General features: G+C 68.5%; 20 protein-coding genes and 3 pseudogenes. 14 read left to right on the plus strand and 9 right to left on the minus strand.

All coding sequences use genetic code 11. From position 1 onward, the window contains the following. Positions 1–580: 580 nt before the first annotated feature. Both OG842_RS41650 and OG842_RS41655 read right to left on the minus strand, forming a co-directional pair. A complete protein-coding gene (locus OG842_RS41650) occupies positions 581–712 on the minus strand; it encodes a hypothetical protein (RefSeq protein WP_266737711.1) in 132 nt (43 codons plus the stop codon). Further along, entirely contained in the window at positions 709–2244 is a 1536-nt protein-coding gene (locus tag OG842_RS41655; protein ID WP_266737710.1) for a bifunctional phosphatase PAP2/diacylglycerol kinase family protein, read from the minus strand. The genes OG842_RS41650 and OG842_RS41655 overlap by 4 nt, the downstream gene beginning before the upstream one ends. 1073 nt (positions 2245–3317) lie before the next feature. Between OG842_RS41655 and OG842_RS41660 the strand changes: the two genes are divergently transcribed. The 9 genes from OG842_RS41660 (at position 3318) to OG842_RS41700 (ending at position 12644) form a co-directional block, all read left to right on the plus strand. Continuing rightward, complete coding sequence (locus tag OG842_RS41660) at positions 3318–4718, plus strand: ATP-binding protein (protein WP_266737709.1); 1401 nt, start codon at positions 3318–3320, stop codon at positions 4716–4718. A 2-nt stretch (positions 4719–4720) separates the two neighbouring features. Continuing rightward, entirely contained in the window at positions 4721–5152 is a 432-nt protein-coding gene (locus OG842_RS41665; RefSeq protein WP_266737708.1) for a roadblock/LC7 domain-containing protein, read from the plus strand. Beyond that, a complete protein-coding gene (locus OG842_RS41670) occupies positions 5149–5532 on the plus strand; it encodes a DUF742 domain-containing protein (protein WP_266737707.1) in 384 nt (127 codons plus the stop codon). Before OG842_RS41665 ends, OG842_RS41670 begins: the two co-directional genes overlap by 4 nt. Then, positions 5504–6124: a GTP-binding protein gene (locus tag OG842_RS41675; RefSeq protein WP_401877145.1), complete on the plus strand. Its 621-nt coding sequence runs from the start codon at positions 5504–5506 to the stop codon at positions 6122–6124. The genes OG842_RS41670 and OG842_RS41675 overlap by 29 nt, the downstream gene beginning before the upstream one ends. Next, a complete protein-coding gene (locus OG842_RS41680; protein ID WP_266737706.1) occupies positions 6121–7413 on the plus strand; it encodes a cytochrome P450 in 1293 nt (430 codons plus the stop codon). The genes OG842_RS41675 and OG842_RS41680 overlap by 4 nt, the downstream gene beginning before the upstream one ends. Before the next feature lie 164 nt (positions 7414–7577). Beyond that, positions 7578–8657 carry a polyprenyl synthetase family protein gene (locus OG842_RS41685; protein WP_266737705.1) on the plus strand — a complete coding sequence of 360 codons (1080 nt, stop codon included), beginning with the start codon at positions 7578–7580 and terminating at the stop codon, positions 8655–8657. A 50-nt stretch (positions 8658–8707) separates the two neighbouring features. Continuing rightward, complete coding sequence (locus OG842_RS41690; RefSeq protein ID WP_266737704.1) at positions 8708–10306, plus strand: prenyltransferase/squalene oxidase repeat-containing protein; 1599 nt, start codon at positions 8708–8710, stop codon at positions 10304–10306. Then, entirely contained in the window at positions 10303–11682 is a 1380-nt protein-coding gene (locus OG842_RS41695; RefSeq protein WP_266737703.1) for a cytochrome P450, read from the plus strand. The genes OG842_RS41690 and OG842_RS41695 overlap by 4 nt, the downstream gene beginning before the upstream one ends. Then, positions 11679–12644, plus strand: a complete 966-nt coding sequence (locus tag OG842_RS41700) for a terpene synthase family protein (RefSeq protein ID WP_266737701.1) — start codon at positions 11679–11681, stop codon at positions 12642–12644. Before OG842_RS41695 ends, OG842_RS41700 begins: the two co-directional genes overlap by 4 nt. 723 nt (positions 12645–13367) lie before the next feature. Here OG842_RS41700 and OG842_RS41705 read toward each other — a convergent pair. Beyond that, positions 13368–14126, minus strand: a complete 759-nt coding sequence (locus OG842_RS41705; RefSeq protein ID WP_266737700.1) for a DeoR/GlpR family DNA-binding transcription regulator — start codon at positions 14124–14126, stop codon at positions 13368–13370. Between the two features lie 124 nt (positions 14127–14250). Between OG842_RS41705 and OG842_RS41710 the strand changes: the two genes are divergently transcribed. The 3 genes from OG842_RS41710 to OG842_RS41720 all read left to right on the plus strand — a co-directional run bounded on the left by OG842_RS41710 (position 14251) and on the right by OG842_RS41720 (position 15750). Continuing rightward, positions 14251–14925, plus strand: coding sequence for an NUDIX domain-containing protein (locus OG842_RS41710; RefSeq protein WP_266737699.1), 675 nt, complete (start codon positions 14251–14253; stop codon positions 14923–14925). Between the two features lie 203 nt (positions 14926–15128). After that, positions 15129–15446, plus strand: coding sequence for a GNAT family N-acetyltransferase (locus OG842_RS41715; RefSeq protein WP_323185935.1), 318 nt, complete (start codon positions 15129–15131; stop codon positions 15444–15446). Further along, entirely contained in the window at positions 15343–15750 is a 408-nt protein-coding gene (locus OG842_RS41720; RefSeq protein ID WP_266738110.1) for a GNAT family N-acetyltransferase, read from the plus strand. The genes OG842_RS41715 and OG842_RS41720 overlap by 104 nt, the downstream gene beginning before the upstream one ends. Here OG842_RS41720 and OG842_RS41725 read toward each other — a convergent pair. Beyond that, on the minus strand, positions 15686–17992 hold the full coding sequence (locus tag OG842_RS41725; protein ID WP_266737697.1) for an ATP-binding protein: 2307 nt from the start codon (positions 17990–17992) through the stop codon (positions 15686–15688). The two genes, OG842_RS41720 and OG842_RS41725, sit on opposite strands and share 65 nt — an antisense overlap. 215 nt (positions 17993–18207) lie before the next feature. Between OG842_RS41725 and OG842_RS41730 the strand changes: the two genes are divergently transcribed. Then, positions 18208–19041 carry a hypothetical protein gene (locus tag OG842_RS41730; protein WP_266737696.1) on the plus strand — a complete coding sequence of 278 codons (834 nt, stop codon included), beginning with the start codon at positions 18208–18210 and terminating at the stop codon, positions 19039–19041. Positions 19042–19310: 269 nt separating this feature from the next. Here OG842_RS41730 and OG842_RS41735 read toward each other — a convergent pair. The 4 genes and pseudogenes from OG842_RS41735 to OG842_RS41750 all read right to left on the minus strand — a co-directional run. Next, positions 19311–19586, minus strand: a pseudogene (locus OG842_RS41735) (transposase); the annotation flags it as partial. A gap of 390 nt (positions 19587–19976) precedes the next feature. After that, entirely contained in the window at positions 19977–20528 is a 552-nt protein-coding gene (locus OG842_RS41740) for an SMI1/KNR4 family protein (RefSeq protein ID WP_266737695.1), read from the minus strand. A gap of 157 nt (positions 20529–20685) precedes the next feature. Continuing rightward, positions 20686–21560, minus strand: a pseudogene (locus OG842_RS41745) (IS5 family transposase). Between the two features lie 516 nt (positions 21561–22076). Continuing rightward, positions 22077–22310, minus strand: coding sequence for a hypothetical protein (locus tag OG842_RS41750; protein WP_266737693.1), 234 nt, complete (start codon positions 22308–22310; stop codon positions 22077–22079). A 179-nt stretch (positions 22311–22489) separates the two neighbouring features. Here OG842_RS41750 and OG842_RS41755 point away from each other — a divergent pair. Further along, positions 22490–23852: pseudogene (locus tag OG842_RS41755) on the plus strand (IS701 family transposase). Here OG842_RS41755 and OG842_RS41760 read toward each other — a convergent pair. Then, positions 23797–25422: a flavin-containing monooxygenase gene (locus OG842_RS41760; RefSeq protein ID WP_266737689.1), complete on the minus strand. Its 1626-nt coding sequence runs from the start codon at positions 25420–25422 to the stop codon at positions 23797–23799. The pseudogene OG842_RS41755 and the gene OG842_RS41760 sit on opposite strands and share 56 nt — an antisense overlap. Between the last annotated feature and the right edge of the window lie 56 nt (positions 25423–25478).

The following is a 25478-nucleotide window of genomic DNA, read 5'->3' on the forward strand; positions in this document are numbered from 1 at the left end:
CCATCAGCAGGTACTCACCCGCTGAGAGGGATGATCCCGTGTCCTCCGCGCGCTGGAGGCAGCTGTGTCCAGTGCACAGGAAGGCCGGCCCCCAGCCGGCGACGGAGGTGAGGCCATCGGTGACGCGCCGGTACTCGTGAGGGGCCACGCCCGTGCCGGTGGCGCGTGTCCACTGAGCGGCGGCGAACCCGGTGTTGCTCATCGCGCGGCGCCGCCACGCGAATCCGCTGGGACACGGACCGGCTCCACAGCTGGGCGAGCGTGCGCCCGATCTGGTCCAGGAGCGCTCTGCCGAACGGCACGAGGAGCGGGCCGTTCCTCCGGGGCGGCCTCGGCGGCCTGGGCTGTACAGCCCGCGTGGTGAGCCACTCGAGTGCGAGCGAGCGGTGGATCTCCCGGTACATGCCTCGGCACAGCTTCGCGCAGGGCAGGACCAGCCGGCACAGGGCCGGACACTGGACGTGGTGGTCCTTTCCGTCGAATTGCCGGCTCGCCCCTGGTTCGCGGCGCGTGCCTCCCAGGCCGTCCGCAGTTGGGAGCGCGGCCTCGCCCTCGCTCCGTCCGGCCGGCCGCTGCCGTGCTACCTGGCGGTCGTCGCCCAGGACACGGTCAGGTTCCCCGCGCCGCCGACCTCTGTACCGAGGCGTTTGACGACCTCTGCGGGGAACGCCGCGACGAGGTTCCTGGTCCGCCGCCCCGGTTGCTCTGTCACAGGGGCATGGGGCAGTAGACCGTGAGCGCTTCTGTCAGCTTGTCGATCTTCAACTCCGTTCCTGAGTAGGCCACTTCACCGTCGTACGCATACGGGGTCCCCGGTGCCAGGCCGGCGATCCGTACTCGGTGCCGACGTACCGCCGCATGGACGGGGGAGCGGGTCAGCGGACCGGCCACCGCTGCCGCCAGCAGTCGCAGCCCCGGAGTCCGGCCGCCGTGGACCGCCCTGACGTCCAGCAGGCCGTCCGCCAGGTTGTGCCGCCGCCCCGGAGCGGGCCCCACCCGCTGGAAGAGCCCGTTGCCCACGAACAGGAGCCACAACGGCCGCCGCTTCCCATCCAGTTCGGCCGCCAGTGGGTGTCGACCACGCAGTACTTCGAAGGCCGCGAGGACCCCGGCGGGCCAGCCGCCGATGCGGGGTGCCCAGCGCTCCCGGGTCCGCACGAGCTCCGGATAGACCCCCAGGCTGAACGCGTTGAGGAAGTAGCCGTCCGCCCCGCCCGGCCCCTCGGCACCGGGCCGGAACCGGCCCAGGTCCACCCGGACCGCTCCCCCCGAGGTGAGGGCGGCTGCCGTGTCGTGCACCGTTTCGATGCCCAGATCGTAGGCGAAGTGATTGAGCGTTCCGCCAGGAAAGACAGCGAGCGGCATCCCGTGCGTCGCCGCGACGGACGCCGCCAGATTTACCGTGCCGTCACCCCCGCAGACCCCCAGAGCCCGGCCCCGGCCCGCCGCCTCGGCCAGCGCCCCGGACAGCTCGCCGGGCGCGCACTCCACGACCTCGGCCAGCGGCAGCGCCTCGCGCACCAGCGAAGCGGTCGCGGTTGCGGTGCCGGACTCCTGGTTCACCACGACGACCAGGTCCTTGCCGGCGGGCAACTGCGGAGCAGCCGCCGGCGGACGGCCCGGTGCGGGCAGCTGACCCCGCGTGGGTACGACCCCGCGCAACGCGAACGCCGCCCCTATGCCCAGCGCCACACCGGCCAGCACATCGCCCGGATAGTGCACACCCGTGTAGACGCGGGAGGCGGCCACGGCCACCGCGACCGGTGCGACGACCGCGCCCCAGCCCTTCGACTCAAGGGCGACACCTGTGGCGAAGGCAGCCGCGGACGCCGCGTGCCCGGACGGGAACGACGTAGTGAACGGCTGCCGCTTGAGCTGCCGCACCACCGGAACCAGGTCCAGCATCGGCCGCTCCCGGCGCACCGCCCGCTTGCCGACGGTATTGATCGCGGCCGAGGCGACAGCCAGCGACGCGACCCCGCGCAACGCCGCCCGGCGCGCCCGCGCGCTGCTGCCCAGTGCCGCCATACCGGCCGCGGCACCGAACCAGAGAAGTCCGTGATCGGCGCTGCGGCTCAGTCGGGGCAGCACTTGATCGGCGACCGGCCAGCGCCGGCCGGCGACGCTGCGGAACAGGGCGAGGTCGCGGCTGTGCAGCAGGCCGCGCAACCGGGCGGGGACGGCAAGGGAGACGGAACAGGAGGCGGAGAAGGGAAGGGAGATGCTGCTGCTCGCAATGGACATGAGTCAGCGAATACCCGGCCCTGACCCGATGAAGCGGCAGACGCGCCGAGACGCGGGCGGTGCCGTCGTGACCGGGCTCACCCGGTGGGGCGGGTTCCGGAGTTCTCGATCTTGTCCAGCAGGCACCACTCCGGATCGACCCCCCAGCCCGTACGAGGACCAGCCGGTGGACTTCTTCACCGCGGCCATCGGCTCCGGCTCAGGTGGTCCAGATCAGCAAGGTGCCGAGGGCCCTGTCTGCGGCAAGGTCACCGAGGCACGGCCGGCATGGGGGTGGCGAACTGGTCGAGGCTCAGCTGGAGCGTGAGTCGTCAGGCAGTCGCTGATTCACCATGCTGAAGAGAATGAACTGGAGCGGATCGTCTCGTACCAGTCAGCGGAGCAGGTGCGGACTGGGCCTCTTCTCGTGCTGCGAAACTCAGTCGCGGACATCTGAAGCCGCGCCGCTCACCCTGCTCTTCGGGCACCTGACCTCCACTGCGTTTCGCGCCGAGGCCACCGGAGGGTGTGCTCGGCGAGCTGTCGGCGACTGCCATTGACCACGCCGTGCGCGATCAGCGAGAACCCAGCAGGTGAAGATCGTCCGGTTCGTAACCGTACGGGCCCGCCAAGACCGCGTGAACAGATCAACTCCAGTAAGCTGACCCCGTTTTAGGAAGTGGCAAGGCCGCGAGTCGACTGCGTGCGATGGCGGGAAGCCCCCGATGTAGCCGACGTTCGTAGTCCTCGACGGAGCTCTGATGGACCTGTTCATTCGCGTTCAGCAAGCTCCGCCCCACGATCGTTTCGGGGGGCGGAGTCGCGCGAGGGCCTGCCGGGCGACCGTCGACACATGTGGGGATCGCGGTGTTGGGGCATTGGCCGACTCGGGCGATTCACCGGGCCGCGCCGCGGCCTGGCAGTCGCTCGTCCGTGGCGGCGCTCCTCCGCCGTAGGAACGGCCCACGCACTACTGACTTGCCGATTTGTCCTTCCTGCCCGCCAGTTCTCCGGAGACCGCGCACACCCTCTGCGGGGGAGTGAACCGCTGCGCTGTTCTTCGAAGGCTCGATCGACCCCTAGGACCACCCTCCGTGACCTTGTCCTCAAAAATCGCCATTGCCTTTGGCGTCCTGTCTCTCCTCCTAGCAGTCTGGGCGCTGCTCCTGGCACGCTCGCGCCGCAATCACATACGGCAGGGCAGAGAGTTGTCCGCGGAGGCGCAGGCCGCCAATTCCCGCGTGCAGGCTGCCGAGGGCCGTACCCGGACCGAGGTGCAGAAAAGGCAGGCCGCAGAGTCGCGCACGCAGGAACTCACTACCCGCGAGGCGGAGATTCTCGACGAAGTGCGTCACCTCGTCTCCGATCGGCTCCCCGCTCTCGCACTGCATCTGATCAGCTCTCATCACCCCGTCCCCGGACTCCTGCACAAGAACCTCGCGGGGTCTGAGGCTGCCCAGCTCCTCGACGCCCTGCCCGAAGCGGTTTCTGGCATCGTTCTCAAGGAGAGGCGCCGCATCGACGCCGCTGCTCGGGCTGCTCTGCGTGGTGCGACTCAGGAGTCCCAGGCCCTCTCCTACCGGCTGCAGACGAATATCGTGGGTCTGCAGCACGAGTTCAGCGCGCCGCCGCGTCTGACGCAGAGTCTGCTTGAGTCCGACCACATCAATGAGCAGAACCTGCGCCTCACGCAGAGATCCGCCATCGTGTGCGGCGGCTGGCCGGGTCACGTCCGTAAGGACACCTACGTGAGCGAGGTCGTCAGTGGCGCCTCCTCACGACTGCGCGGGTTCGACCGCATCAACATCGTTTCGCGGCTGGGCCTTTCCAACATCGGCGTGGTCGGGCGTGCTGCCGAGCCAGTTGCTGTGGTCTGCGCCGAGCTGATGGCGAACGCGCTGGAGCACTCCCGTGACGACCTCATGGTGGACGTCGGGTTGATCCAGACCGGCAACGGCAGTGTCTGCATCACGATCGACGACGCCGGCAAGGGCATGACCGCAGAAGCGCTCGCCCGCGGTCGAAGTCTGATATCGGGTGAACAGCAGGAGGTGATGCTCCTCGAACTCGGCGATCCGCCGTCCATGGGCTTCGCCGCCATCGGCCGTCTCGTCGCCGACTACGGCCTCCATGTCTCCATCGACACTTCCTCTCCCTATGGCGGGGTGCGCGCTGTGGTGTCCGTTCCCGAGAACTTGTTGACCTCGATCGACGAAAACGCCACACCTCCGTCGGTCATGGCTCCCCAACCTGCCGTGGCGCCGCAGGCCCACAAGCGGCCCGCCGCTGCCGACTCGCCCGCACACGCGCCCGCGCCGACCGCCGCGTCCGCGCTACCGCAGCGCCGCCGCCGTTTCTCAGCGACAGCCACCAATGACGAGACCGCCGCAGCGCCCCGTCCCCTGAACCCGGAAGACACCGGTGCCATGTGGAGCGATTTCCAAAGTGGCCTCACCGGCGACCGGTCCGTCACCGATTCGGAGTCAACACTGTGACCATGCCTGAAACCCACGAAGAGACCGGCCCGTCCGCCTGGGTCCTGAAGCCCATCACCGAAATCCGTGGTGTCCGGCACGCCCTGACGATGACTCTCGACGGGATGGTCCAGGCCATCTCCGAGGATCTCACCAAGGACGAGGCAGACGGCATCGGTGCGATGACTGCCGCGCTGCACTCCGCCTCCCGCGCCGCCACCAACGCCGTTCTGGGAGTCCCTCGAAGCACTCCGCTCAAGACCGTCACCTCGCACAACGACCGGGGCATCTACATGGTCATGCCGGTCGGAGAAGGAACCAACACCCTGATCGCGGCAGCGGGCGACGAGGACATGCCCATGGGAGTGGTCGCGGCCACCATGGCCCGCCAGGCAATGAAGCTCGGGGAACAGATAATGTCCGTTCCCGCTCGTACCAACGACGGGGCGTCATGAGCCGCGGCCAGGAACAGCGACGGCTGCTGCCGGCCTACCTCGCCACCGGGACCAACCCCGGCGCCGGCCTTTCGGGCACCCTCGATTCGCTGGCCGCTCTGCGTGCCAGCGGTCTGCCCCTCGCGAGGTACCACACAGCGGTGCACCAGCGCGTGATCGAGCTCCTTACCGACGGGTCTCTCAGCGTTGTCGAACTGGCCGGCTATCTCGGCCTCCCGGTCAGCGTGACTCTGGTGCTTGCCGAACAACTTGTCAGTGACGGTCAGTTAAAGGCCACCGTCCCGATTCCGGACGCCCTGCGTGCGTCGAACGATGGCCGACCGTCGAAAGAAGTCCTGGAAGAGGTTCTGAGTGGACTCCACGCTCTCCTTGCCGCCTAGCTCGCCTCCTGTCTACCTGCCCGAGGGAGAACACCGAAGGATCAAGATCCTCGTTGCCGGGCCGCTCGGCATCGGCAAGACGACCGTGGTCAAGTCGCTGTCGCAGATTCCGACACTGCACACCGACGAAGTCATGACGGACGCGGCGGTCGCCACCGATGACCTCAGCCACGATGTCCTGCGTGACAAGACCACCACCACGGTCGCCATCGACTTCGGCCGTCTGACGCTGCCCGGCGACAAGATCGTTCTGTACCTGTACGGAACTCCGGGGCAGCGCCGCTTCCTTCCGCTGTGGGAAGGCATCGCGTTCGGAGCGCTCGGTGCCCTCGTCCTGGTCGACACCCGGCGACTCAAGGACTCCTGGGAAGTGATGGAACTCATCGAGGAGCGCGGTTTGCCGTACGCCGTCGCTGTCAATGTCTTCCCTGACTCACCCAAGTACGACTTGGCGCTCATCCGCTCGAAGCTCGACCTCGCCCCGGAGACACCACTGGTCACCTGTGACGCACGAGAGAAGAACAGCGGCCTGCACGCCCTCGCCCAACTGACCGCCCATTCCATATCCGTTGCCGGAGTCAAAGCCTCGTGACGCTCACACCAGCCGAAGCCCCCGTGTCCCTGCACGGGGCCGAACACGCCGCGAACCCGCAGCGCAGCTATGAACTGCTGCGCAGGCAGGGACCGGTCGGCGTAGCCGAGGTGGCCCCCGGTGTCGTGGTCAACCTGGTCACCGACTACCGAGCCGCGCTCGACCTCCTCCAGGACACCGATACGTGGACCAAGGACACCCGGGGCTGGCTGCCACAGGTGCCGGAGGACAGCCCGATCCGGCCCCTGGTGGAGTGGCGGCCGAGTCTGTTCTTCGCCGACGGCGAGGCACACGCACACCTGCGACGTGTGATCACGGACAGCTTCAGTCTCCTGGATCCCCATGATGTGCGTGCCCTGACATTCCGCTTCGCCGACACGCTGCTCCGGGAATTCGCCGATTCCGGGACTGTCGACCTCGTCGGCCAGTACGCGCAGCAGCTACCCCTGATGGTCTTCAACGCTCTGTTCGGCATGCCGGACGAGGACGGCCCGCGGCTCGTGTGGGCGCTCGGGGCGATGATGGACAGCGATCCGGAGAGACAGGCACTGGGCGGGCAGGCGTTCGGCGCCTACCTGGAGAACCTCTACGGGACCAAGGCGGCACAGCGCGGCCACGATCTGACCTCCTGGTTCATCGATCATCCCAACGGGCTGAGCCAGGAAGAGGCCGTCAACCAGATCCTTATCACCCTCGGGGCCGGGAACGAGCCACTGTGCAACCTCATCGCCAACACGCTCGTCCGCTTGCTCAGTGACGACCGCTACTTCGGCACCCTGACCACCGGGAGCCTGCCCATCCAGCACGCCATCGACGATGCGCTCTGGCACGACGCGCCGCTGGCCAACTACAGCGTCCACTTCCCCAAGAAGGACGTGACCTTCCACGGCGCTCGCATCCCTGCGGGCTCGCCCGTCATGGTGTCGTACGCCGCCGCCAACAGCTGCCCCCACTCGGGCATCCCGACGGACGGCTACCGCTCCGGGAACAAGGCCCACCTGGCCTTCGCCGCAGGACCCCATACATGTCCTGCCCGTGACGTCGCCACACTCATCGCCACCGCCGCCATCGAGAGGCTCCTCACCTACCTGCCGGACATCGAACTGGACGTTCCCGCCGACAGGCTGACCTACCGCCCTGGGGCTGTTCACCGGACGCTCACCGCGCTCCCGGCCCGATTCACCCCGTTGACCCCCGACGCCAACGGGGCCACCCCCTGGAGCCGGAGCCCTTCCTGCCCCGAGCGGGACACCTCATTCTCCCCGACATCAGGCGGCACTCAGGCGTAGAAGCCGTATCACCTGCCGTCGATCGTCACGTAGCGGTGGTGCCGTCCGGGAGCCGGCCGGCACCACCGCTACAACCCCAGGGAGGAGACGCGGGTCCGTCGACCCGTCCTCTGCAAGAACGGAACCGCGACGACGGTTCCCGAACGAAAGAGGATCAATTGCCGGTGACACAAACCCTTCCCACGGGACCGCCCGACCTCTCTTCCCTGCGACAGAAGGTGGGCGCGGCTCTGACCGGATTCCTTGACACCAAGGAACGTGCCGCGCCAGGAATCGAGCTGCTCTACCTGACCTCCACCCTGCGCGGACTCCTGACCGGTGGAAAGCGACTTCGGTCCCTGCTGTGCCTGTACGGATGGCAGGCCGCCGGAGCAACAGGGGACATGACTGCCGCCGTTCGCGCTGCCGCCAGCCTCGAACTCTTCCAGGTGTTCGCCCTGGTACACGACGACGTGATGGACGACAGCGATATCCGCCGTGGCCGTCCGTCCGCCCACCGTGCACTGGCCACCGCGTATACCGACAGCGGCGGCCCGGGCAGCAGGGCCGAGGCGCACGGTCTGGGCGCGGCCGTCCTTCTCGGCGACCTGGCCCTGGTGTGGTCCGATGAACTCCTCCGAACAGCGGACCTCAGCCCGGGTCGGCTGGCGCAGGTGCTGCCCCTGGTGGCCGAAATGCGGAGCGAGGTCATGTACGGCCAGCTCTTGGACCTGCAGACCACCGGCCGCCTTACCGGTGATGTGGATACAGCACTGCATGTTATTCGATACAAGACGGCTAAATACACCATAGAACGGCCTCTGCACATAGGGGCGGCAGCGGCCGGAGCGACCCAGCCCGTTCTCGATGCTTGCACCGGTTTCGGCATACCACTGGGCGAAGCGTTTCAGCTGCGGGACGACCTGCTCGGGGTCTTCGGCGATCCTGCCAGAACAGGCAAACCGGTGCTGGACGATCTGCGCGAGGGCAAGGCCACCGTCCTGATGGCGCTCGCGGTCCAGCGAGCCTCCAAGGCCGAGCTGAAGACACTGCGCGAGCTCGTCGGGCGAAGCGACCTCAACGAGGAACACGCAGCCGCCGTCCGCACGATCCTGGACTCCACCGGCGCCCGGCAGACCGTGGAGGAAATGATCGCCACACGACGGGCCGCCGCCCTCGCCGCCCTGGACGACGCCCCCTTCCCAGAGGATGCCACGGCCTCCCTGCGCCGGCTCGCCCTGGATGCGACGGCCAGACAGACATAAGGCGTTGCCGCACACCTGCCAGCCAGAACCCCCGAAGAGGAAGTCGCCCCATGAGCATCAGCACGCCCATCGGCACGTCCTACGCCGAACGAGCCACCAGCCTGGTAGTCAGGGTGGACCAGGACAGCTGGGGAAGCGTCAGTCCCTCCCTGTACGAGACGGCCCGTGTCCTCTCGGCGGCGCCGTGGCTGCCCGAGGAGCCACGGCGGATCACGTACCTGCTGGAACAGCAGGCGTCCGACGGAAGTTGGGGGGAGGGACCGCTGCCCTACCGGCTGCTGCCGACACTCAGTGGGGTGGAGGCCGCACTGGCTGTCCTGCGAAGGGGCACCGCGTCCGCAGAGGTCACCGGCCGGCTCACGGCCGCGGTGAACAGAGGCCTCGACGCACTGCGATCACTGCCGTCGGCGGGCCCGAGGCCGGACACGGCTGCAGCGGAAATACTCGTACCCAGCCTGGTTGCCAAGATCAACGAGAAGCTGGACTCCCTGATCACCGGCGGTGACATACCCGGTTTCGGTGGCCCCCAGCTGCCGGTTCCGGGGGGCTTCAACGCGTCGGCACCTGCTTCCGTGGCCAGGCGGTACGAGTCGGCGGGCAGCCTGCCCGTCAAGTTTCACCACACGTTCGAGGGCGTGGACAGCTACATATCACCGTCTCTCGTCCCTGACGTCGACGGCCTGCTGGGCAGCTCGCCGGCCGCCACCGCGGCACGGGCAGCGCGGTTCCCCGCTACTACCGCTCAGGCCGTCGATGACCTCACCGCAGTGGCGCAGCGCTACGACGGTCTCTTCCCCGAGGCCGCGCCCCTCCGCGTGGTCGAACGGCTCTGGGTCGCCGCCGCGCTGGCGCGCGCCCACCTGCCCGCTGCCGCTCTTCCCATTGTCCGTGGGTGGGCCGAGGAGATCTACGATCCGCAAGGCGTACGCGGTGCGCCCGGCCTCATGACCGACGCCGACGACACCGCCATGGCGGTGCTGGTCGCCTCGCTCGTCGGCCTGCCGCACGACCCGGCACCACTGGACCTGTTCCACAACGGTAGCCACTACGACTGCTACCTCGGCGAGGACACCGGATCGGTCACCGCGAACGCCCACGCCCTCCAAGCCCTCGTGAGCTACCTGCGGCGCTGCCCGACCGAAGAGCTCACGTACGGCCCCCGAGCGGCGAAGCTCTGCGACTGGCTGACCGGCCAACAGCAACCCGAGGGGCACTGGACCGACAAGTGGCATGCCTCCCCCTACTACGCCACCGCGCGAAGCGTCACCGGGCTCGCACAGTACGGCGGCCATCACGCGTCCGGGGCAGTACGGAGCGCCGCCGCGTGGACCATCGACACTCAGCGCGCCGACGGCTCCTGGGGCGTGTGGGGCAGCACCGTCGAAGAGACCGCATACGCCGTCAAGATCCTGCTGAGCGCCGCCACGCCCACACCGCAGCCGCAGCACACCCGTGCCCTGGACCTTGCTGAAACGTATCTGCACGCCGCCTCGCACCCCGGCCACCAACACCCCGCCCTGTGGCACGACAAGACCCTGTATGCGCCCACCGCAGTGATCGAGGCCGAGGTGCTCGCTGCGCGGGAGTTGCTGCGGGCACGTCGCGCAGCCGCATGCACAGAAGCAGATGTGGAAAGGACGGACGCGTGACACCTGACATAGATGTGACTGCCGACATGGACGTTCCGCCGACAGCTCCGGGGAGGCTGCCGCTCATCGGACACGTCGTGCCCCTGCTCAAGGACCGTCTGGAGTTCGTCGAACGCCTGCGCACATACGGGCCGATCGTCCGTATGTCGGTCGGCCTCAAGAAGGTGACCGTGGTCAACTCCCATGAGCTGATCCACGAAATGCTCACCAGCAAGTCCGGCTCTTTCTCCAAGGGGCTGCTGGGCGAGAAGCTCAAGCTCTTCGGTCAGTCGGCCCTGCCGGTCGCGGAAGGCGAGCCCCACCTGCGTAGGCGCCGCCTGCTCCAGCCCGCCTTCCACCGCGAGCGGATCAGCGGGTACGTCGACACCATGCGGGAAACGGTGGAGCCGTCCATCACGGGCTGGCGTGAGGGGGAACTGCTGGACCTGAAAACCGTAATGGGGCTCATGGCCCAGGACGTCGCCATGTCAGTGCTGTGCTCCTTCCGCGCGGAGCAGGAACGAGCGCGCGCGATCCTCGACGCCGTCGACACGGTCTTCACGGCCGCCATCTGGCGCACCATGGTGCCCGTGTCCTCGCTGGAACGGCTGCCCACCCGCAGCAACCGGCGGCTCAAGGCCGCCCGCAGCCTGCTGCGCAGCGAGGTGGCGGACATCATCGCGGAGCGCCGGGCGGCCCCTGACGCCCACGATGACCTCGTGACACTGCTCCTGGAGGCCCGGGACGAAACCGGTGCGCCACTGCCCGACAACGAGATCCTGTCGGAGATCATCGGGCTGCTGGCCGCGGGCTCAGAGACGACGGGAGTCATGCTGGCCTGGCTGTTCCACGAGCTGGGCCGCGACCCCGAGCTGGAGCGCAGGCTGCACGAAGAGGTCGACTCCGTGGTCGGAGAGGGCCCGATCACCGCCGAGCACGTCCCCCGACTCGCCTTCACCCGCAGACTGGTCAGTGAGACCCTGCGCCTGCACCACGCCGGCTGGCTGGTGACCCGGCAGGCCACCAAGCCCGTGTGCCTCGGGCAGGCCAGCTTGCCGGCGGGGGAGCAGGTGCTGTGGAGTCCCTACGCACTGCACCGGGACCCGGCCCTGTACCCCGACCCGCTGCGCTTCGACCCCGACCGCTGGCTGCCGGAGCGCCCCCAGCCGCCGAGAGGCGCCTTCATCCCCTTCGGGTCAGGAAAACGCATGTGCATCGGCGACGCGTTCGCCTGGACGGAGGCGATCGTCATCACGGCGTTCATCGCGTCCCGCTGGCGGCTGCGGCCCGTTCCGGGCGCCACCGTGGAGCCGGTCGGGCTGCTCACCGTGCATCCGTCGGACCCTCGTATGGTCGCCGAAACCAGGCAGCGGGCCGTCGCTGGGGCAGCCGCATGAGCCACACCCGCAGCCCGGACGCGCGCACCCTGCCGATGCCCGACCTCCGAGGCTCTTTCCCCGGCCCCTTCGCCACCAGCCCGTATGCCGACGCCATCGAGGAGCAGACCGCCCACTGGCTAGGCACCTTCCCCTTGGTCGGTTCACCCGGCGAGGCGAAGGCCCTCTGCAACATCACGGCCCAGGGGGTGGCTCGTCTCCTGCCCACGGCGGACCGGGACGGCGTGTTCCTCTGCGCCGATCTCTTTCTGTGGCTCACCGCGTTCGACGACGTACACGGCGAGGCCGAAGGAGGCCGTGACACAGCCCGTCTGGTCCGCCGCATCAGTCACTGTGTCCACGTGCTGGCCGGTCACGACGAGCCGGCGGTCGATGACGACGCCGGCATCGCCGCCCTGCGGGAGCTCCTGCACCGGTTCCGGGAACGAGCCACGCCCACGCAGTATCTACGGCTCACCGCGCACCTGCGGGACAACCTCTTCGGCATCCTCTGGGAGGCCCATCACCTCGACAGGCCCGACAAGGTCACCCTGAGCGACTATTACGCGATGCGCCCGCACACGGTCTTCGTCCGAACCGTCATGACGACCGCGGAAGTCGTGCTCGGATACGAACTCACCGAGGATCAGCGAGCCTCGGCAGCAGTGCGGGAACTGGAGAAGGCCGTTGCCCACCTTGCCGGGTGGATCAACGACCTTGCCTCGTACGTGAAGGAGACGGATCACGGTGGCCAGACTCCTCTGAGCCTGCCGACACTGCTGATCCGACACCGCGAGTGCGACCTCGAAGGGGCGTTCCGCCTGGCCTCCCGCATGTGCGAAGACCAAGCCTCCACCGCACGCCTTCGACTCACCGAACTCGCCGCTACCGGCGAGAACGCACTCGCTGATCACGCTCACGCCATGGAAGCCGTCGCAGCCTCCTACGTGTGGCACATAGGGCACGCCCGCTACCAGCGTTAGCCACGCCACCGCGCGTCACCCTTCGTTTCGCCATGGTCCGCACCGTACTGAGCGCCGGTCGGTCCAGCCGGGACTCCGCGAGAACCCGGTTGTCCCGGCCGGCGAGCACGACGGCCGCGCGGTTCATCGTGGCCGGGCTGACGCCGGGCCGTGCCCCCCCCAGATCTTGAACACGGGTCATGCGGCTTCGGTGAAAGCCCTGCTGCAGTACTGGGCCCCGTGATCGCTGTGGAAATGGCACCGGTGAGATTGCCGTGGATCCGTTCGGCCGCATGCAGGGCGTCGATGGCGAGGTCGGCCCGCATGCGGTCGGCTTCGACTTCCCCTCACCAGCAAGTTGGGTACTGCGTTCGACGCCTGAGGCCCCATTTGGCGACGTGTCGTTGTTTTTGTGCCAGCAGCTCGCAAGGCGGCACTATCCGTACGCCCTCCCGGACTTGCAGTGCGTGCACTCATGCGTGCGATTCCTTGGGCGCTGCCGGCTCGGAGAATTCACTACCGGATCACCGCTGCTTGCTGGATCGCGCGGGAGCCCGAGCCCGAGCCCGCGTAGCGCGTGCAACGCAGGCTTCCCTCGCCGAAATCGGTTCTGTTCACCAGAACAGTACCGACAGCAGATGTTCACCGCTTCGGGAGGCACTGCGCGTGGAGATTGTTCGATTCGCTGAGGGATTCGCATCTCAGAGGGCGCTTCTGACCGTCCGAGATCCCGGGTTCGGCTTTTCAACTGGCCACGAGGACCTCCACGCCGAGTGTCTTGAGCTGCTCGACGACTGTGTCGTGGGGATCGGCGTCGGTGATCAGCCCGGTGATCTTCTCCCACGACAGGACGCGGTACGGCGAGGCCGTCCCGATCTTCTCGGAGGAGGCGAGGATGTAGGTGTCCGCGGCCCGTGCGGACAGGGCGCGTTTCATTGCCGCCTCGTCGGCGTCTGCGGTGGTCAGTCCGGCCTCGGGGTGGACGCCGGTAACGCCGAGCAGGCAGAGTTCGGCGGAGACGTTCTGCGCGGCCTCGACTGCGGCGGCGCCGCAGGTGACCGCCGAGTGCTTGAAGACGCGCCCTCCGAGAAGGAAGAGCTCGGCCCGTGGGTGGTTGATCAGAGCGGTGGCGATCGTCGGGCTGTGGGTGATCACGGTGCAGGCGAGCTCCTTCGGGAGCGCCCGAGCCACGGCGAGGGCGGTGGTGCCGCCATCAAGGATCACCGAGCTGCCGGGCCGCACCAGTGCGGCGGCCACTGAGGCAACCTTCTGTTTGCCGTCCCGGGTCACCGTCTGCCGGGCGTCGTAATCCACCACTGCGGGAGACGCGGGCAGCGCGCCGCCGTACACCCTCTGGCACAGCCCCTCTGCGGCGAGGTCCCGCAGGTCGCGCCGCACGCTGTCCTCGGAGATGCCCAGGTCGGCGGCGACATCCTTGGCCACGATCTTTCCCGTGCGGGCGAGCAGATCGAGCAGGTACTCACGTCGTTCAGCGGCCAGCATTCGCGTTCCTTCCTGTTCTTGCACGATTTTGCATGTATCTTAGTGTCATGATCGACAAGACCCTGCTCATCCTGATCGCCGGCCCGTACCGTTCCGGCACCGACGGCAACCCGCAGGAGACAGTGTGACGAGCCGCCCGGGTGTCGACACCCCCGATCACCGCGGGCGCACCGGTCTCCACCTCGCCGGACGCGACCTCGACCGCAACCCCGACGTCCGGATACGCGACGTCGAACTCACTTCCCAGGGCTGGCACGTCCTTCGCCGCACCACCTTCGACTACCGGCGCCGCGACGGACGGTGGGAGACCCAGCAGCGTGAGACCTACGACCGCGGCAACGGTGCCGTCGTCCTGCCCTACGACACCGAACACGGCTGTGTCCTGCTCACCCGTCAGTTCCGCTACCCGGCCTACGCGAACGGCCACCCCGACGGCATGCTCATCGAGGCGGCGGCCGGACTGCTCGACGCGGAAGACCCGCACACCGCGATCCGCCGCGAGAGCGCCGAGGAACTCGGCCTCAGACTCGGCCCGCTCACCCACGTGCTTGACGCCTACATGAGTCCAGGCTCCGTCACCGAGCGCCTCCATTTCTTCGCCGCCCCCTACTCCGCGGCCGACCGGGTCGGCACAGGTGGAGGACTCGAGGAAGAGGGGGAGGACATCGAGGTCCTCGAGCTTCCCTTCGCCGAGGCCCTCGCCATGACCCGCGACGGACGCATCACCGACGGCAAGACCGTCCTGCTCCTGCAATGGGCAGCCCTGTACGGGCCCTTCACCCAACAGCAGAACGCCTGAAGGACCGCCTTCGTCGGATACGCCCAGGAAGGCAGAGCGTTCGATTCTCGGGACGGCTCGGGTGCCACCCAAGGTGGTGAACATCCGCTGTCCGTTCTGGGGGTTCTGGTCCACTTCTTGTGGTGCGTTCACGCTCGGTGATGTGGCTGAGACTGCGTCGGTTCGGTTGACGCCGAGATCTATGCTCGGACGCGTGATCGAGACTGAGCGGTTGCTCCTGCGACCTCTTCGTCGAACTTCATGCTGACCCGCAGGTCAACCGCTTCGTAGGAGCCTTCTCGCGGCGACAAGCGCTGGAACGACTCACTGGGATCGAGCGGCAGTGGGATGAACGAGGTCATGGTCTGTGCGCCATTGAGTTCACGTCGAGCGGCGCATTCGTCGGTCGAAGCGGTCTGCAGTACTGGGAACAGTTCGATGAAGTGGAACTGGGGTTGGACCCTCCGAGCGGATCACTGGGGGCACGGGTATGCGACCGAGGCCGCTCAAGCGTGCCTGGACTGGGGTTTTGCCACACTTGATAACGACTACTTCACGGCTCTCATGCGGCCGGGCAACGAGGCGTCGGTGAAGGTGGCCGAGCGTCTGGGGTTCTCGCCGCGTCGCGAGCTGCAGGGCAGCCCAGTCACGGTGTATGCCCTGGAACTGCGGCCCGGGCAGGGAGGAACCACTGCTCGAATCCCACGGAGTCGGCCCCGGCCCGCAGCGGATCACGTACTACCACCTGCTGTGGGACCTGACGGGCCGACGCCGCACACCGTCAGTTCCCGGCAGGCGCGTCACGCTGCTCGTACGTCCACACCGCCAGCTGCGTGCGCGACGTGAGCCCCAGCTTGCCGAGGATGCGCTCGACATGGTTCTCCGCGGTGCGCTGTGCGATCGTCAGCCGCACCGCGATGTCCTTGTTCGTGAGTCCCGCGGCGACCAGCTCCGCGACCTGGCTCTCACGCCGCGTCAGCCCCGGCGTCCCGGCCGGGGCGTCCAGTACGTATGCCATCGCGTCGTCCACCGTCGCCCGTGCCCCGCGCCGGAACTCCCGCTCGAAGACCGCCCCGGACAACGCCTCTCGCACCCCCGCCTCGAAGCGCAGATGCTGCCCGCGCATGAACGGCGCCGAGCCGAGCCGCCCGCCCAGCGCCCCCCACAACAGGTGCAGCACACCGAGCAGCCGGGCCGCGCGCCGCGGCGCGTCCCGCGTGCTCCACGCGATCACCTCCACGCACATGGCAACGTCCCACCAGTCCTCGAACGGCCGCAGCAGGCCGATGGCCGCCCGGGCGTGCCCGATCGCTTCCCCGGGCACGTCCGCGCGCCGCGCCAGCAGGGCACGGGCGAGCAGCGCCATCCCGTGCAGCCACGACTCGCCCCGCGCCCGGGCGGCGTCCTCGACCTCACCGCACGCCTCGGCGGCCTTCACGACGTCACCCCCGTAGGCGTGCGCGATGGCGAACTTGACCCGGCACTCGAGCGCCGCGTCGAGACACTCCTGCACACGGAACTCGGTGCACGCCCGCGAGAACAGCCCGGCGGCGCCCGCGAAGTCCTCGCGCCAGACGGCGAGGATCCCGTGGTGATGCCACACCCACGCCGACTCCTGCCGATGACCGCCGAGCCGTGCCGCCTTCTCGCACGCGGCGAGGGCGCTTTGCACCTCGGTGTCCGGGGCACCCTGCAGAATGCCCAGATACGTGTCGGTGACCAGCGCCCGGATCCGCAGGTCCGTGTCCGGGCCGCCGTGCGCCCGGTCGGCGGCGAGCAGCAGCGACAGCCAGCGGCGCCCCTCGGACAGCAGCCCCGCCGTGAGCCAGTAGTGCCGGGGCGACACGGCCAGCGCCAGACCGGCCCGCGCCTGCCCGGGCCGTTCCAGACAGAACTCCAGGGCCGCGCGCAGGTTCGGACGGTCCAGCCGCAGCCGCGTGAACCAGTCGACCTGCCGGGCCCCGAACCACTCCTGCCCGGCCCACGCGGTCAGCTCCGCGTAGTGGTCCCGGTGGCGGGCGCGGAGCGCGTCGAGAGAGCCCGACGCGACCAGCCGCTCGTGCCCGTACTCCCGTACCGTCTCCAGCATGTGATAGAGCGAACGTCCGTTCTCCTGGCGGCAGTTGATGATCGACCTGGCCACCAGGGCGTCGAGCGTGTCGAGCAGCGCGGCCGCCGGCAGCTCGGCGTCCGCGCAGACTCGCTCAAGCCCGTCGAGGTCGAAACCGCCCCGGAACACGCAGGCCCGCGCCCACAGCAGCCGCTCGCGCTCCGTGCACAGCTCATGGCTCCAGTCGATCAGCGCGCGCAGGGTGCGCTGCCGGTCCGCGGCGACGCGGCTGCCCCCGGTCAGCAGCGCGAACCGGTCCGTGAGCCGCTCCAGGATCTCCCGCGGCGTCAGGCTCCGGACGCGCGCGGCGGCCAGCTCGATCGCGAAGGGCAGCCCGTCCAGACGACGCACCAGCTCGGCGACGGCGGCGGCTTCGGACTCCGTCACCGTGAAACCGGGCCGCACGGCGGCGGCCCGCTCGGCGAACAGCGCGACCGCCGGATTGCCGCTCAGAGCACGCACCCGGCGCCCCGCGCCCGCGACGTCACCCGACTCCGGCACGGGCAGCGGCTCCACCGGAAAGACCTGCTCGCCCGCGATCCCGAGTGGCTGCCGGCTCGTCGCCAGCACATGCAGCCCGGGGGCGGAACGCAGCAGCGTGTCGGCGAGCCGGGCGCAGGCGTCGACCAGATGCTCGCAGTTGTCCAGGACGAGCAGGACACGCCGCTCGCCCAGCCGGGCCACCAGCGCGGCCGTCGCATCTGCACCCGGGCGCCCCGGACGGGCCACGTCGAGGTCGCCCAGGACACTCGTCGCGAGCAGCTCGGGATCCCGCAGATCGGCCAGCTCGGCAACGTGCACCCCGTCGGGGAACGATCCCGCCACGTCCGAGGCCACCCGCAGCGCCAGCCGCGTCTTGCCCACACCACCGACCCCGGTGAGCGTCACCAGGCGGGCACCGGACAGCAGTCCCGCGATTCGTGCCGTCTCCGCCCGCCGCCCGACCAGCGACGTCAACGCGCCTGCCCCCGTCCCCATGGGCGGCCATCTTACGGACGTACGACGACCGGGAACTGTCGATCAGCGGGCACAATTGAGTAGTTCTCCCGTATCCCCGCACGCACACCGGTCCGACACTCGACGGCGTGGAACCGGACGATCATGCGAGGTGTGTGTTGACGGCAGACGCGGCGACGGGGCGCGGCGAACAGCCTGGGCGGCTGGGGGAGCGCGTGTGGACCTACCAGGGAGCGATGCCCAGGCGACCCCTGACCGTGTTCTTCCCGCTCGTCATCGTGTTCATCGTGATGTGCACCATCGCCCACGACCACTACGACGAGAGCTCCTTCCGCCTCGCCCTCTGGGCGATCCCCATGGTGGCCGCCGTGTGCGCCGCGCTCAGCGTCCGGCACACCCGGATCAGGCTCCACGAGCACGAGCACGGCTTCGAGTTCCGCCGCCCCGGACGCCGCACACTGCGCCGCACCTGGGACGAGATCGCCTCCGTCAAGTCGACCAGGGTGTCCGTCCGCATCAACTTCAGCCACTCCCACGACGTGTTCAAGACCGTGCTCCGCCCGTACGAGGGCGGCCCGATCCGCCTCAGAGACCTGGACTACATCAAGGTCCGCCAGGAATCCGGCTTCTGGCGCCTGGCCACCATGGCCCCTGTCGGCAACGCCCAGTCGTTCACCACGCACGCCTCCCGGGGCGTGGCCGAAGCCGTCGCGGCGCGGCACCTGGAAGAACTGGCCGCGGGCGGCGCACTCCGCTGGGGCGCCCTGACGTTCACCCGCGAGGGCCTGACGCTCAAGCCCTTCCCCGGCCTGCTGGACTGGTCCCGCATCACCTACATATCCGGAAGCCCGGACAACGGCGTCCGCCTCGACGTACGCGGCCTGGCCGGACACGTCGGCAGCCCGGCCCTGAAGCCCCGCGCCACCAAGGCCGGCTACAGCACCGAAGGCGACCTCCTGGACGTCTTCATGCCCGTCCGCCGCCCCGGATCGGACTACGCGGCACTGGGCATCGTCCTCGCCCACGGCGCCACCCTGACCGACCGGCAGCACCAGAACCCCGACCGGTGACCGGGCCGGAGGAGAACGGGCTTCCCGGCCCCGGCCCGGTGACCAGCCGGCACCCGGTGGACCATCGGAGACGATGGGGGAACGCGGGCTGCGCACTGCACCAGCCGGCCCTGGCACCGCGTCACCTCCCTCCACATCGAGGGCGACGCCGTGAACGCCCTGATCACCCGCCTCGGCAACGGCTACGCCTGAGCTCCAGGGCAGGGCCAGGCCAGCGGTGACGGCTGCGAGGTCGCGTTCGAGGCCGATGACGGTTGCCTGAGCAGGCCGTTGAGCTGGGCGAACACGCCTTCTTGCTGCCACTTCGCGAAGTACCCGTAGACCGTGTTCCAGGGCGGGAAGTCGTGCGGAAGGCAGCGCCACTGCACGCCGGTGCGGTCCACGTACAAGATCGCGTCCATGATGTCGCGCAGGTCGTGCTCGGGTGGCCGGCCGAAGTCCAGGGCCCTGCCCCGGCGTTCGAACCGCCAGGCGGCAAGAGCCGGCTCGATCAGCTCCCAGCGGGCATCGGACAGATCACTCGGGTACGGACGTCGCGCAGACATGTTCCTGGTGTACCGCTCCGGACCGAGTGCGCCCAGGCGTACGGCAACAGCGACGGAAGCACGCCCTCCGAGGACTGGACATCCTGGGAAGAGACAGGAACGGACCGCCTCCCGCCCCTGCCTTCATCCCACCCGGCCAACAGACCTCAACCACACCTCCAGCCCCACCAGCACCGCAGTTCCGCACTCCAAGAACCGACAGATACACGGGCATCCAAGGTTAAAACGACCTCCAAGGCCGTGTATCGGAGGTGGATCTCGAACGGTGCGGCGAAGGTTCAAGTCGCGGTGGGAGGTCCAAAGCATTGCAGCCATTGAGTAGCACAGCGGAAACAGCAGTGGGCCCGTGGTGTCGGTCGTCACCGTGGGCCTGCGTGCGTACGCCGATCATCAGTCCCAGATCAGCCTGCCGCCCTGAACACGTCCAGTTGCGCCCTGCGCCCCCGCAGAAATCTGCTCCATGAGGACGACCGTCTCGCTGAACAGAACGGTCAGTGACTCGTGAACTCCGAAGGATGGCGCATCCCCATCGCCGAATGAACCGATCTGACCGCTACGCGCATCCAGGAACTTGCCGTAACAAGCATCATCGTCCGAGATGATCGGAATCCACTGCTCATGCCAGAAGGGAAACTCCGGATCGTCGGACGGGTCGTCGCGCTCGATCTCCATCTTGAAGTGGTACGTCCGCTCCATGGCCGCGAGTCCCAGCAAATCGCGGTTGCCGGGCACGACCCCCTCCGTGACACCCTCAGCGTCATTGCCGGCCCCGGATGCCTGGAGCCACGTCCGAAGCTCAACCGGGAAAACGACGCACATGCGCTCCTCAGCCGCAGTGATCGCTGCCGGCGGAGCGGGAGCAAGGATCGACGACGCAGTCGTCGGTGCATTCGTCTCCAGCCAGTCCACCAATCGCTGCCACGCCAACTGCACGTCCCCCATGGTCATTCCTTTCTCTGAACGTCCACCTCACGGCCTGACGGCGCACCCTACGGCCCGGCAGCGAAGCGCCCCAGAAGCGCAACGTCGTGCACGAGGACGACTTCGGCTGTGTGTTCTGCGGTATGAAACCCGGATCCCATCGCGTGACAGCCGAGGGTCACAGCCACTTGTTGACGGCCGAGATGAGGACGGTCGCGTCGTAGCGGACCGCGAGCTTGTCGTACCTCGTGGCCACAGCTCGGTGTCTCTCGAGGCGGTTGATACCGCACTCGACAGCGTGGCGTTCACGGTAGTCGACCGGGTCGAAACGTGGCGGCCGGCCGCCACGGAACCGCTTCTTCTTCGGTTGCGCGCCTGGTCGGCCTTGTCAGGGATGGTGCAGCGGATGCCGCGGCGGCGTAGGCAGGCGCGGTTCGCGCGGGAGGCGTACGCCTTGTCAGCACGCACGCGACCGGGGCGGACACGTGGCCGTCCCGGCCATGCGCGAGGCACACGGACTCTCTTCAGCACAGGTTCGAACTGCGGAGAGTCTCCACGCTGCTCAGCTCTGACCACGATCGACATCAGTTTCTGGCCCTGCTCGACGGCCAAGTGCAGCTTGGTAGTGAATGCTCCGCGCGAACGTCCCAGTCCGTGATCACGAGGCTCAGTGAGGACACCGCCCGGCGGCCCCTTCCGCAGATCGCCCCGCTTCCGGGCCCCGGCCGCATGCTGATGGGCGCGACATACCGTGGAGTCAACGCTCAAGTCTCACGTAATCGAACCCCTCAGGTCGGCCTGGGACTGAAGCTGAGTAAAGATCCGGTGCCAACTGCCGTCCCGCTGCCACCGGCGGAACAGGTCGTGGACCCGACCCCACGGCCCGTAATCGGAGGGTACGTCCCGCCACGGAGCACCCGTCCGAAACCGGAACCTTATGCCGTCGATCGACTGCCGCCGAGACCAAACAGGTGGCCGCCCTGCTCTCGTGCCCTTCGGCAACAACGGCTCCAGCACCGTCCACTGCTCGTCCGTGAGATCTCCACGCCCCATGAACCGGGATCGTCCATTACTCAAGATCCATTTTCGATACACGGCCCAGGACACAGGGCTCAGACCTTGCGCTGGGGCACTCTGCAGCACACTCGTCGGGACAGCCAGTTTCGGACCAGGCTGACGGCACACGGCCTACGACCGTCGCAACACACAATGTGTTGCGACGATCCCTGAAATGCGCCTCCTTCGAAGCGGTGGGGTCTGTGTGACGAGGAGTCGGGACCGTCAGCGCGGGGAGGGCAGGAGCGGGCGGAGAGCTCGGTGGGCGGGGTGTCGGGGCCGGGTATGGAACGGCACGGGAACGTGATCAACGTTCGCTGCTCACGGGTGGAGGCGACCTGTCACCGAAAGCGGGACTGCCATCAGCCGCCGGCGGCATGGCCAGGAGCCGGCGGGCGCCCGGGAGCACCCGCCGGCAGTGCGGTCACAGCTTGTCGGCGGACGTACCCCAGTCGTGGGCCCCGTACGCACCGTAGTTGCGCGTGAAGGACAGCTTTCGGAGCAGCCTGGCGATCATGGTGCGCTCCTCTCACCTGTGTTCAGCATCAAATACCCTATATGCCATTTTTCCATACACACCGGATATGTCATGTTATGGAGCATCGGCCGCAGGTCTGAAAACAAGGCGCGTGCTCGCAGCCGCATACGACCCTTGCGGTGAACGACGCCCTCGGCATCCACGTGCCCGCAGGGCAGTTCGAAGCCGAAATCGGTCTGCGGGCCGGCCTCGTCGGGCGCCGGCAGCACGCCACCGGCACCTCGCCATCGGCCCGCACACCCCCGCCCTCATGCCGGGGCTGCGAACCGCGCCACCGCCAGCAAGACCACAGGGCCTTCGCCTCCATCCCGTAGCAGTCGGCGATGCGGTCGATCAGCGACGACGTCGTCTCCCCGGCAAGGGGAGCAGCTTTGTTACGTCTCTGGGCATGTGGCTGTTGTGGTGGTTTCCTGCTGGTCTGAGGGCGGATGAACTCGCTGCGTGTCGGGGTCGGTCGGAGGTGTTCGCGCCGTTGGCGCGTGCTGACCAGCGGGTGAAGGGCGGGCTGTGTCTGCGGGGTCTGCTGCTCGACGGGCGGCGGAAGTCGATGCAGCCGATGGCCGGGCGCCTGGGTGTGGACCATCAGCGATTGCAGCAGTTCATGACGTCGTCGACCTGGCCGGTGGACACGGTCCGTGCGGGGCTGGCCCGGCGGGCGGTGGCTGTGGTGCGGCCGCAGGTGTGGGTGGTGGACGACACCGGCTTCCCGAAGGACGGTGTGTCCTCGCCCGGGGTGGCCGGGCAGTACTCCGGCATCCTGGGCGAGGTCGGCAACTGTCAGATCGGGGCCAGTGCCCATGCCGCGTCCGACACCGCTTCGTGCCCATTGTCCTGGCGGCTGTTCCTGCCCCACAGCTGGTGCCGGACGTCGGGCCCGCTGCCGGATCCCCCAGGGGGAGCGTCACCGGGCGAAGTGGCAGCTCGCGCTGGACATGCTCGACGAGCTGGCCGCCGTCGGGCTGCGGCCCGCGGTGCTGGTCGCGGACACCGGTTACGGGGCGAACGCCGACTTCCGCCACGGCCTGGAAGACCGCGGCCTGGCCTACGCACTGCAGGTCAGGGGCGAGATGACCGCCCATGCCGAGTACGCCGTGCCGCACCAGCCGCCCTACGGCGGGCTCGGGCCGCGTCCGGCGATGGCACCACGCATCGGCAAGCCTCGGGTCATGACCGCCGGCCTGCTGGTGGCGTCCGCGGGCTACGTCGCGCTGACCCTCATCAGGTCCGATTCCGGCATCCTTCAACTCGTGTGCGCCCTCACCGTGGTGTCCCTCGGTATCGCCGGCGTAGCCGCCGTCGTCACCGACGTCATCCTCTCCGCCGCGCCACCGGAACGGGCCGGGGCCGCCTCCTCCCTCGCGGAGACCTCCGCGGAGTTCGGCGGCGCATTGGGCATCGCGATTCTGGGCAGCATCGGCACCACCGTCTACCGAGCACAGATGGAATCCCGGGCTCCGGCGATCCTCACCCCCGAACAACTGGCCTCCGCGAAGGGCACCCTGGGCGGTGCGGTCGACACCGCCCGGACACTGCCGACAGGCACTGCCGAGGCCCTACGGAACACAGCCTTCGACGCCTTCACCTACGAGTGGGTGGCCGGGGTACGGTTCAGGGTCGTGGACAACAGCGACTCCTTGGACAGAAGTCCCCTGTGGCCGCCGGCGCAACCGATCGCTCGGGGGAGGCGTGAATTCGTCATGACTCTGGCTGCGCTTCGCCAACGCCCGCGCGGACGGACCCGTCGGAGATGAACTGGTCCGGGGCGACGCGCGGCGCCGTCAGTACGTACTCACCCGGGTCGATGGCTCGGGTCCGACGGCGAAACTTCCAGGTCGACGCGGGCCAGATGGTGGTGACACGGCCCGTGCGGTCCTGGTACCAGCCGGAACAACCGCCCGCGGCCCAGACCGTGGGGGCCATCCGGTTCTGCAGTTCGGCGTTGTACGCGTGCTGCGTCTCCGCGCGCACGTCCACGGAGCCCAGACCGCGGCTCCGCATCAGCCGCAGGGTGCTGACGAGGTAGTTGATCTGCGACTCGATCATGTGGATGAGGCTGGTGTGTCCCACGCCCGTGTTGGGTCCTGCCATCAGGAACAGGTTGGGGAATCCCGCGACGGTCGTACCGAGGTGTGCCTGCGGGCTGCCTTGCCAGACCTCGTGCAGGGACCGTCCGTCACCGCCTATGACGCGCTGAGCGTAGGAGGCGTCGGTGACACGGAATCCGGTTCCGAAGATCAGTACGTCCACTGGATACGCGGTGTCGGCGGATGCGACGCCACCGGGTGCGGCTTGAGCGCCGCTGCGCGGGGTCGTGAGGACCGCGTTCGGTCCGACGCCCGCGATCGGGTCGGTGACGACATGGACGTTGGGTTGAACCAGTGCCGGGTAGTAGTTGTCGGAAAGCAGGACCCGCTTGCAGCCCAGTGCGTAGTCCGGGGTCAGCTTGGACCGCAGCTCGGGGTCCTTGACCTGGCGCTGCAGATGGGCCAGTGCCTCCCGACGCCCCAGCGCGGCCATGGTGCGGTTGCCGAGCAGTGCTGGCAACGTCGCCTCCCGAGTCATGTACTCCCAGCCTCGCGCCAGTCGCTGCGCCGTCGGGGCCAGCCGGAACAGGCGACGTTGCCACGCTGGTACCGGCCGATCCCGGCGCGGGGCGATCCATGACGGAGTGCGCTGAAAGACAGTCACCTGCTGGGCCGTGCGCTGCAGGTGAGGGATGAACTGGACGGCGCTCGCGCCGGTGCCGATCACGCCCACCCGCTTGGCCGAGAGGTCCAGGTCGTGCTTCCATCCGGCGGAGTGGAACGCTTCTCCGGTGAAACCTTCCAGGCCGGGCAGCGAGGGGATGGCCGGCTCCGAAAGGGGCCCTTGGGCCATCACGAGCAGTCCGGCGCTGAGCGGTCCGGTGCTGGTGTCCAGGTCCCAGCGCAGCCGCTCGGGGTCCCAGGTGGCGCGCTGCAGTTCGCAGCCGAGTCGAAGGCGGGGCGTCAGGCCGTATCGGGCGACGCAGCGCTTCAGGTACCGCTCGATCTCTTTCTGAGGCGCGAAGCGCCTGCTCCAGGTGGGGTTGGGAGCGAACGAGAACGAGTACAGACGCGAGGGCACGTCACAGGCGCACCCGGGATAGGCGTTGTCCCGCCACGTGCCGCCGACCTCATCGGCCCGCTCCAGTATCAGCAGGTCGCGGTAGCCCTCCTGCAGCAGTCGGATGGCTGTGCCGAGGCCCGCGAATCCCGCGCCGACGATGACGACGGATACGTGTCCGGGCGAGGCTCCGGTTGCTTCGTGCGGGGCCGGGTTCGTGGTGTGCGGGTCGGTCATGATTCTCCTCCACCCAAAAGAATGCTCGAATCGGTTACGATCGTATGTCTTACGAT

It is taken from the genome of Streptomyces sp. NBC_00376, from assembly GCF_036077095.1.
Classification (GTDB): Bacteria; Actinomycetota; Actinomycetes; order Streptomycetales; family Streptomycetaceae; genus Streptomyces.

Bases quoted from the DNA above. Each gene is read 5' to 3' on its own strand.
- OG842_RS41655 (WP_266737710.1), bottom strand. From the start codon at position 2,244: ATGTCCATTGCGAGCAGCAGCATCTCCCTTCCCTTCTCCGCCTCCTGT.
- OG842_RS41665 (WP_266737708.1), top strand. From the start codon at position 4,721: ATGCCTGAAACCCACGAAGAGACCGGCCCGTCCGCCTGGGTCCTGAAG.
- OG842_RS41670 (WP_266737707.1), top strand. From the start codon at position 5,149: ATGAGCCGCGGCCAGGAACAGCGACGGCTGCTGCCGGCCTACCTCGCC.
- OG842_RS41690 (WP_266737704.1), top strand. From the start codon at position 8,708: ATGAGCATCAGCACGCCCATCGGCACGTCCTACGCCGAACGAGCCACC.
- OG842_RS41700 (WP_266737701.1), top strand. From the start codon at position 11,679: ATGAGCCACACCCGCAGCCCGGACGCGCGCACCCTGCCGATGCCCGAC.
- OG842_RS41705 (WP_266737700.1), bottom strand. From the start codon at position 14,126: ATGCTGGCCGCTGAACGACGTGAGTACCTGCTCGATCTGCTCGCCCGC.
- OG842_RS41720 (WP_266738110.1), top strand. From the start codon at position 15,343: ATGAAGTGGAACTGGGGTTGGACCCTCCGAGCGGATCACTGGGGGCAC.
- OG842_RS41725 (WP_266737697.1), bottom strand. From the start codon at position 17,992: ATGGGGACGGGGGCAGGCGCGTTGACGTCGCTGGTCGGGCGGCGGGCG.
- OG842_RS41730 (WP_266737696.1), top strand. From the start codon at position 18,208: ATGCCCAGGCGACCCCTGACCGTGTTCTTCCCGCTCGTCATCGTGTTC.
- OG842_RS41740 (WP_266737695.1), bottom strand. From the start codon at position 20,528: ATGGGGGACGTGCAGTTGGCGTGGCAGCGATTGGTGGACTGGCTGGAG.
- OG842_RS41760 (WP_266737689.1), bottom strand. From the start codon at position 25,422: ATGACCGACCCGCACACCACGAACCCGGCCCCGCACGAAGCAACCGGA.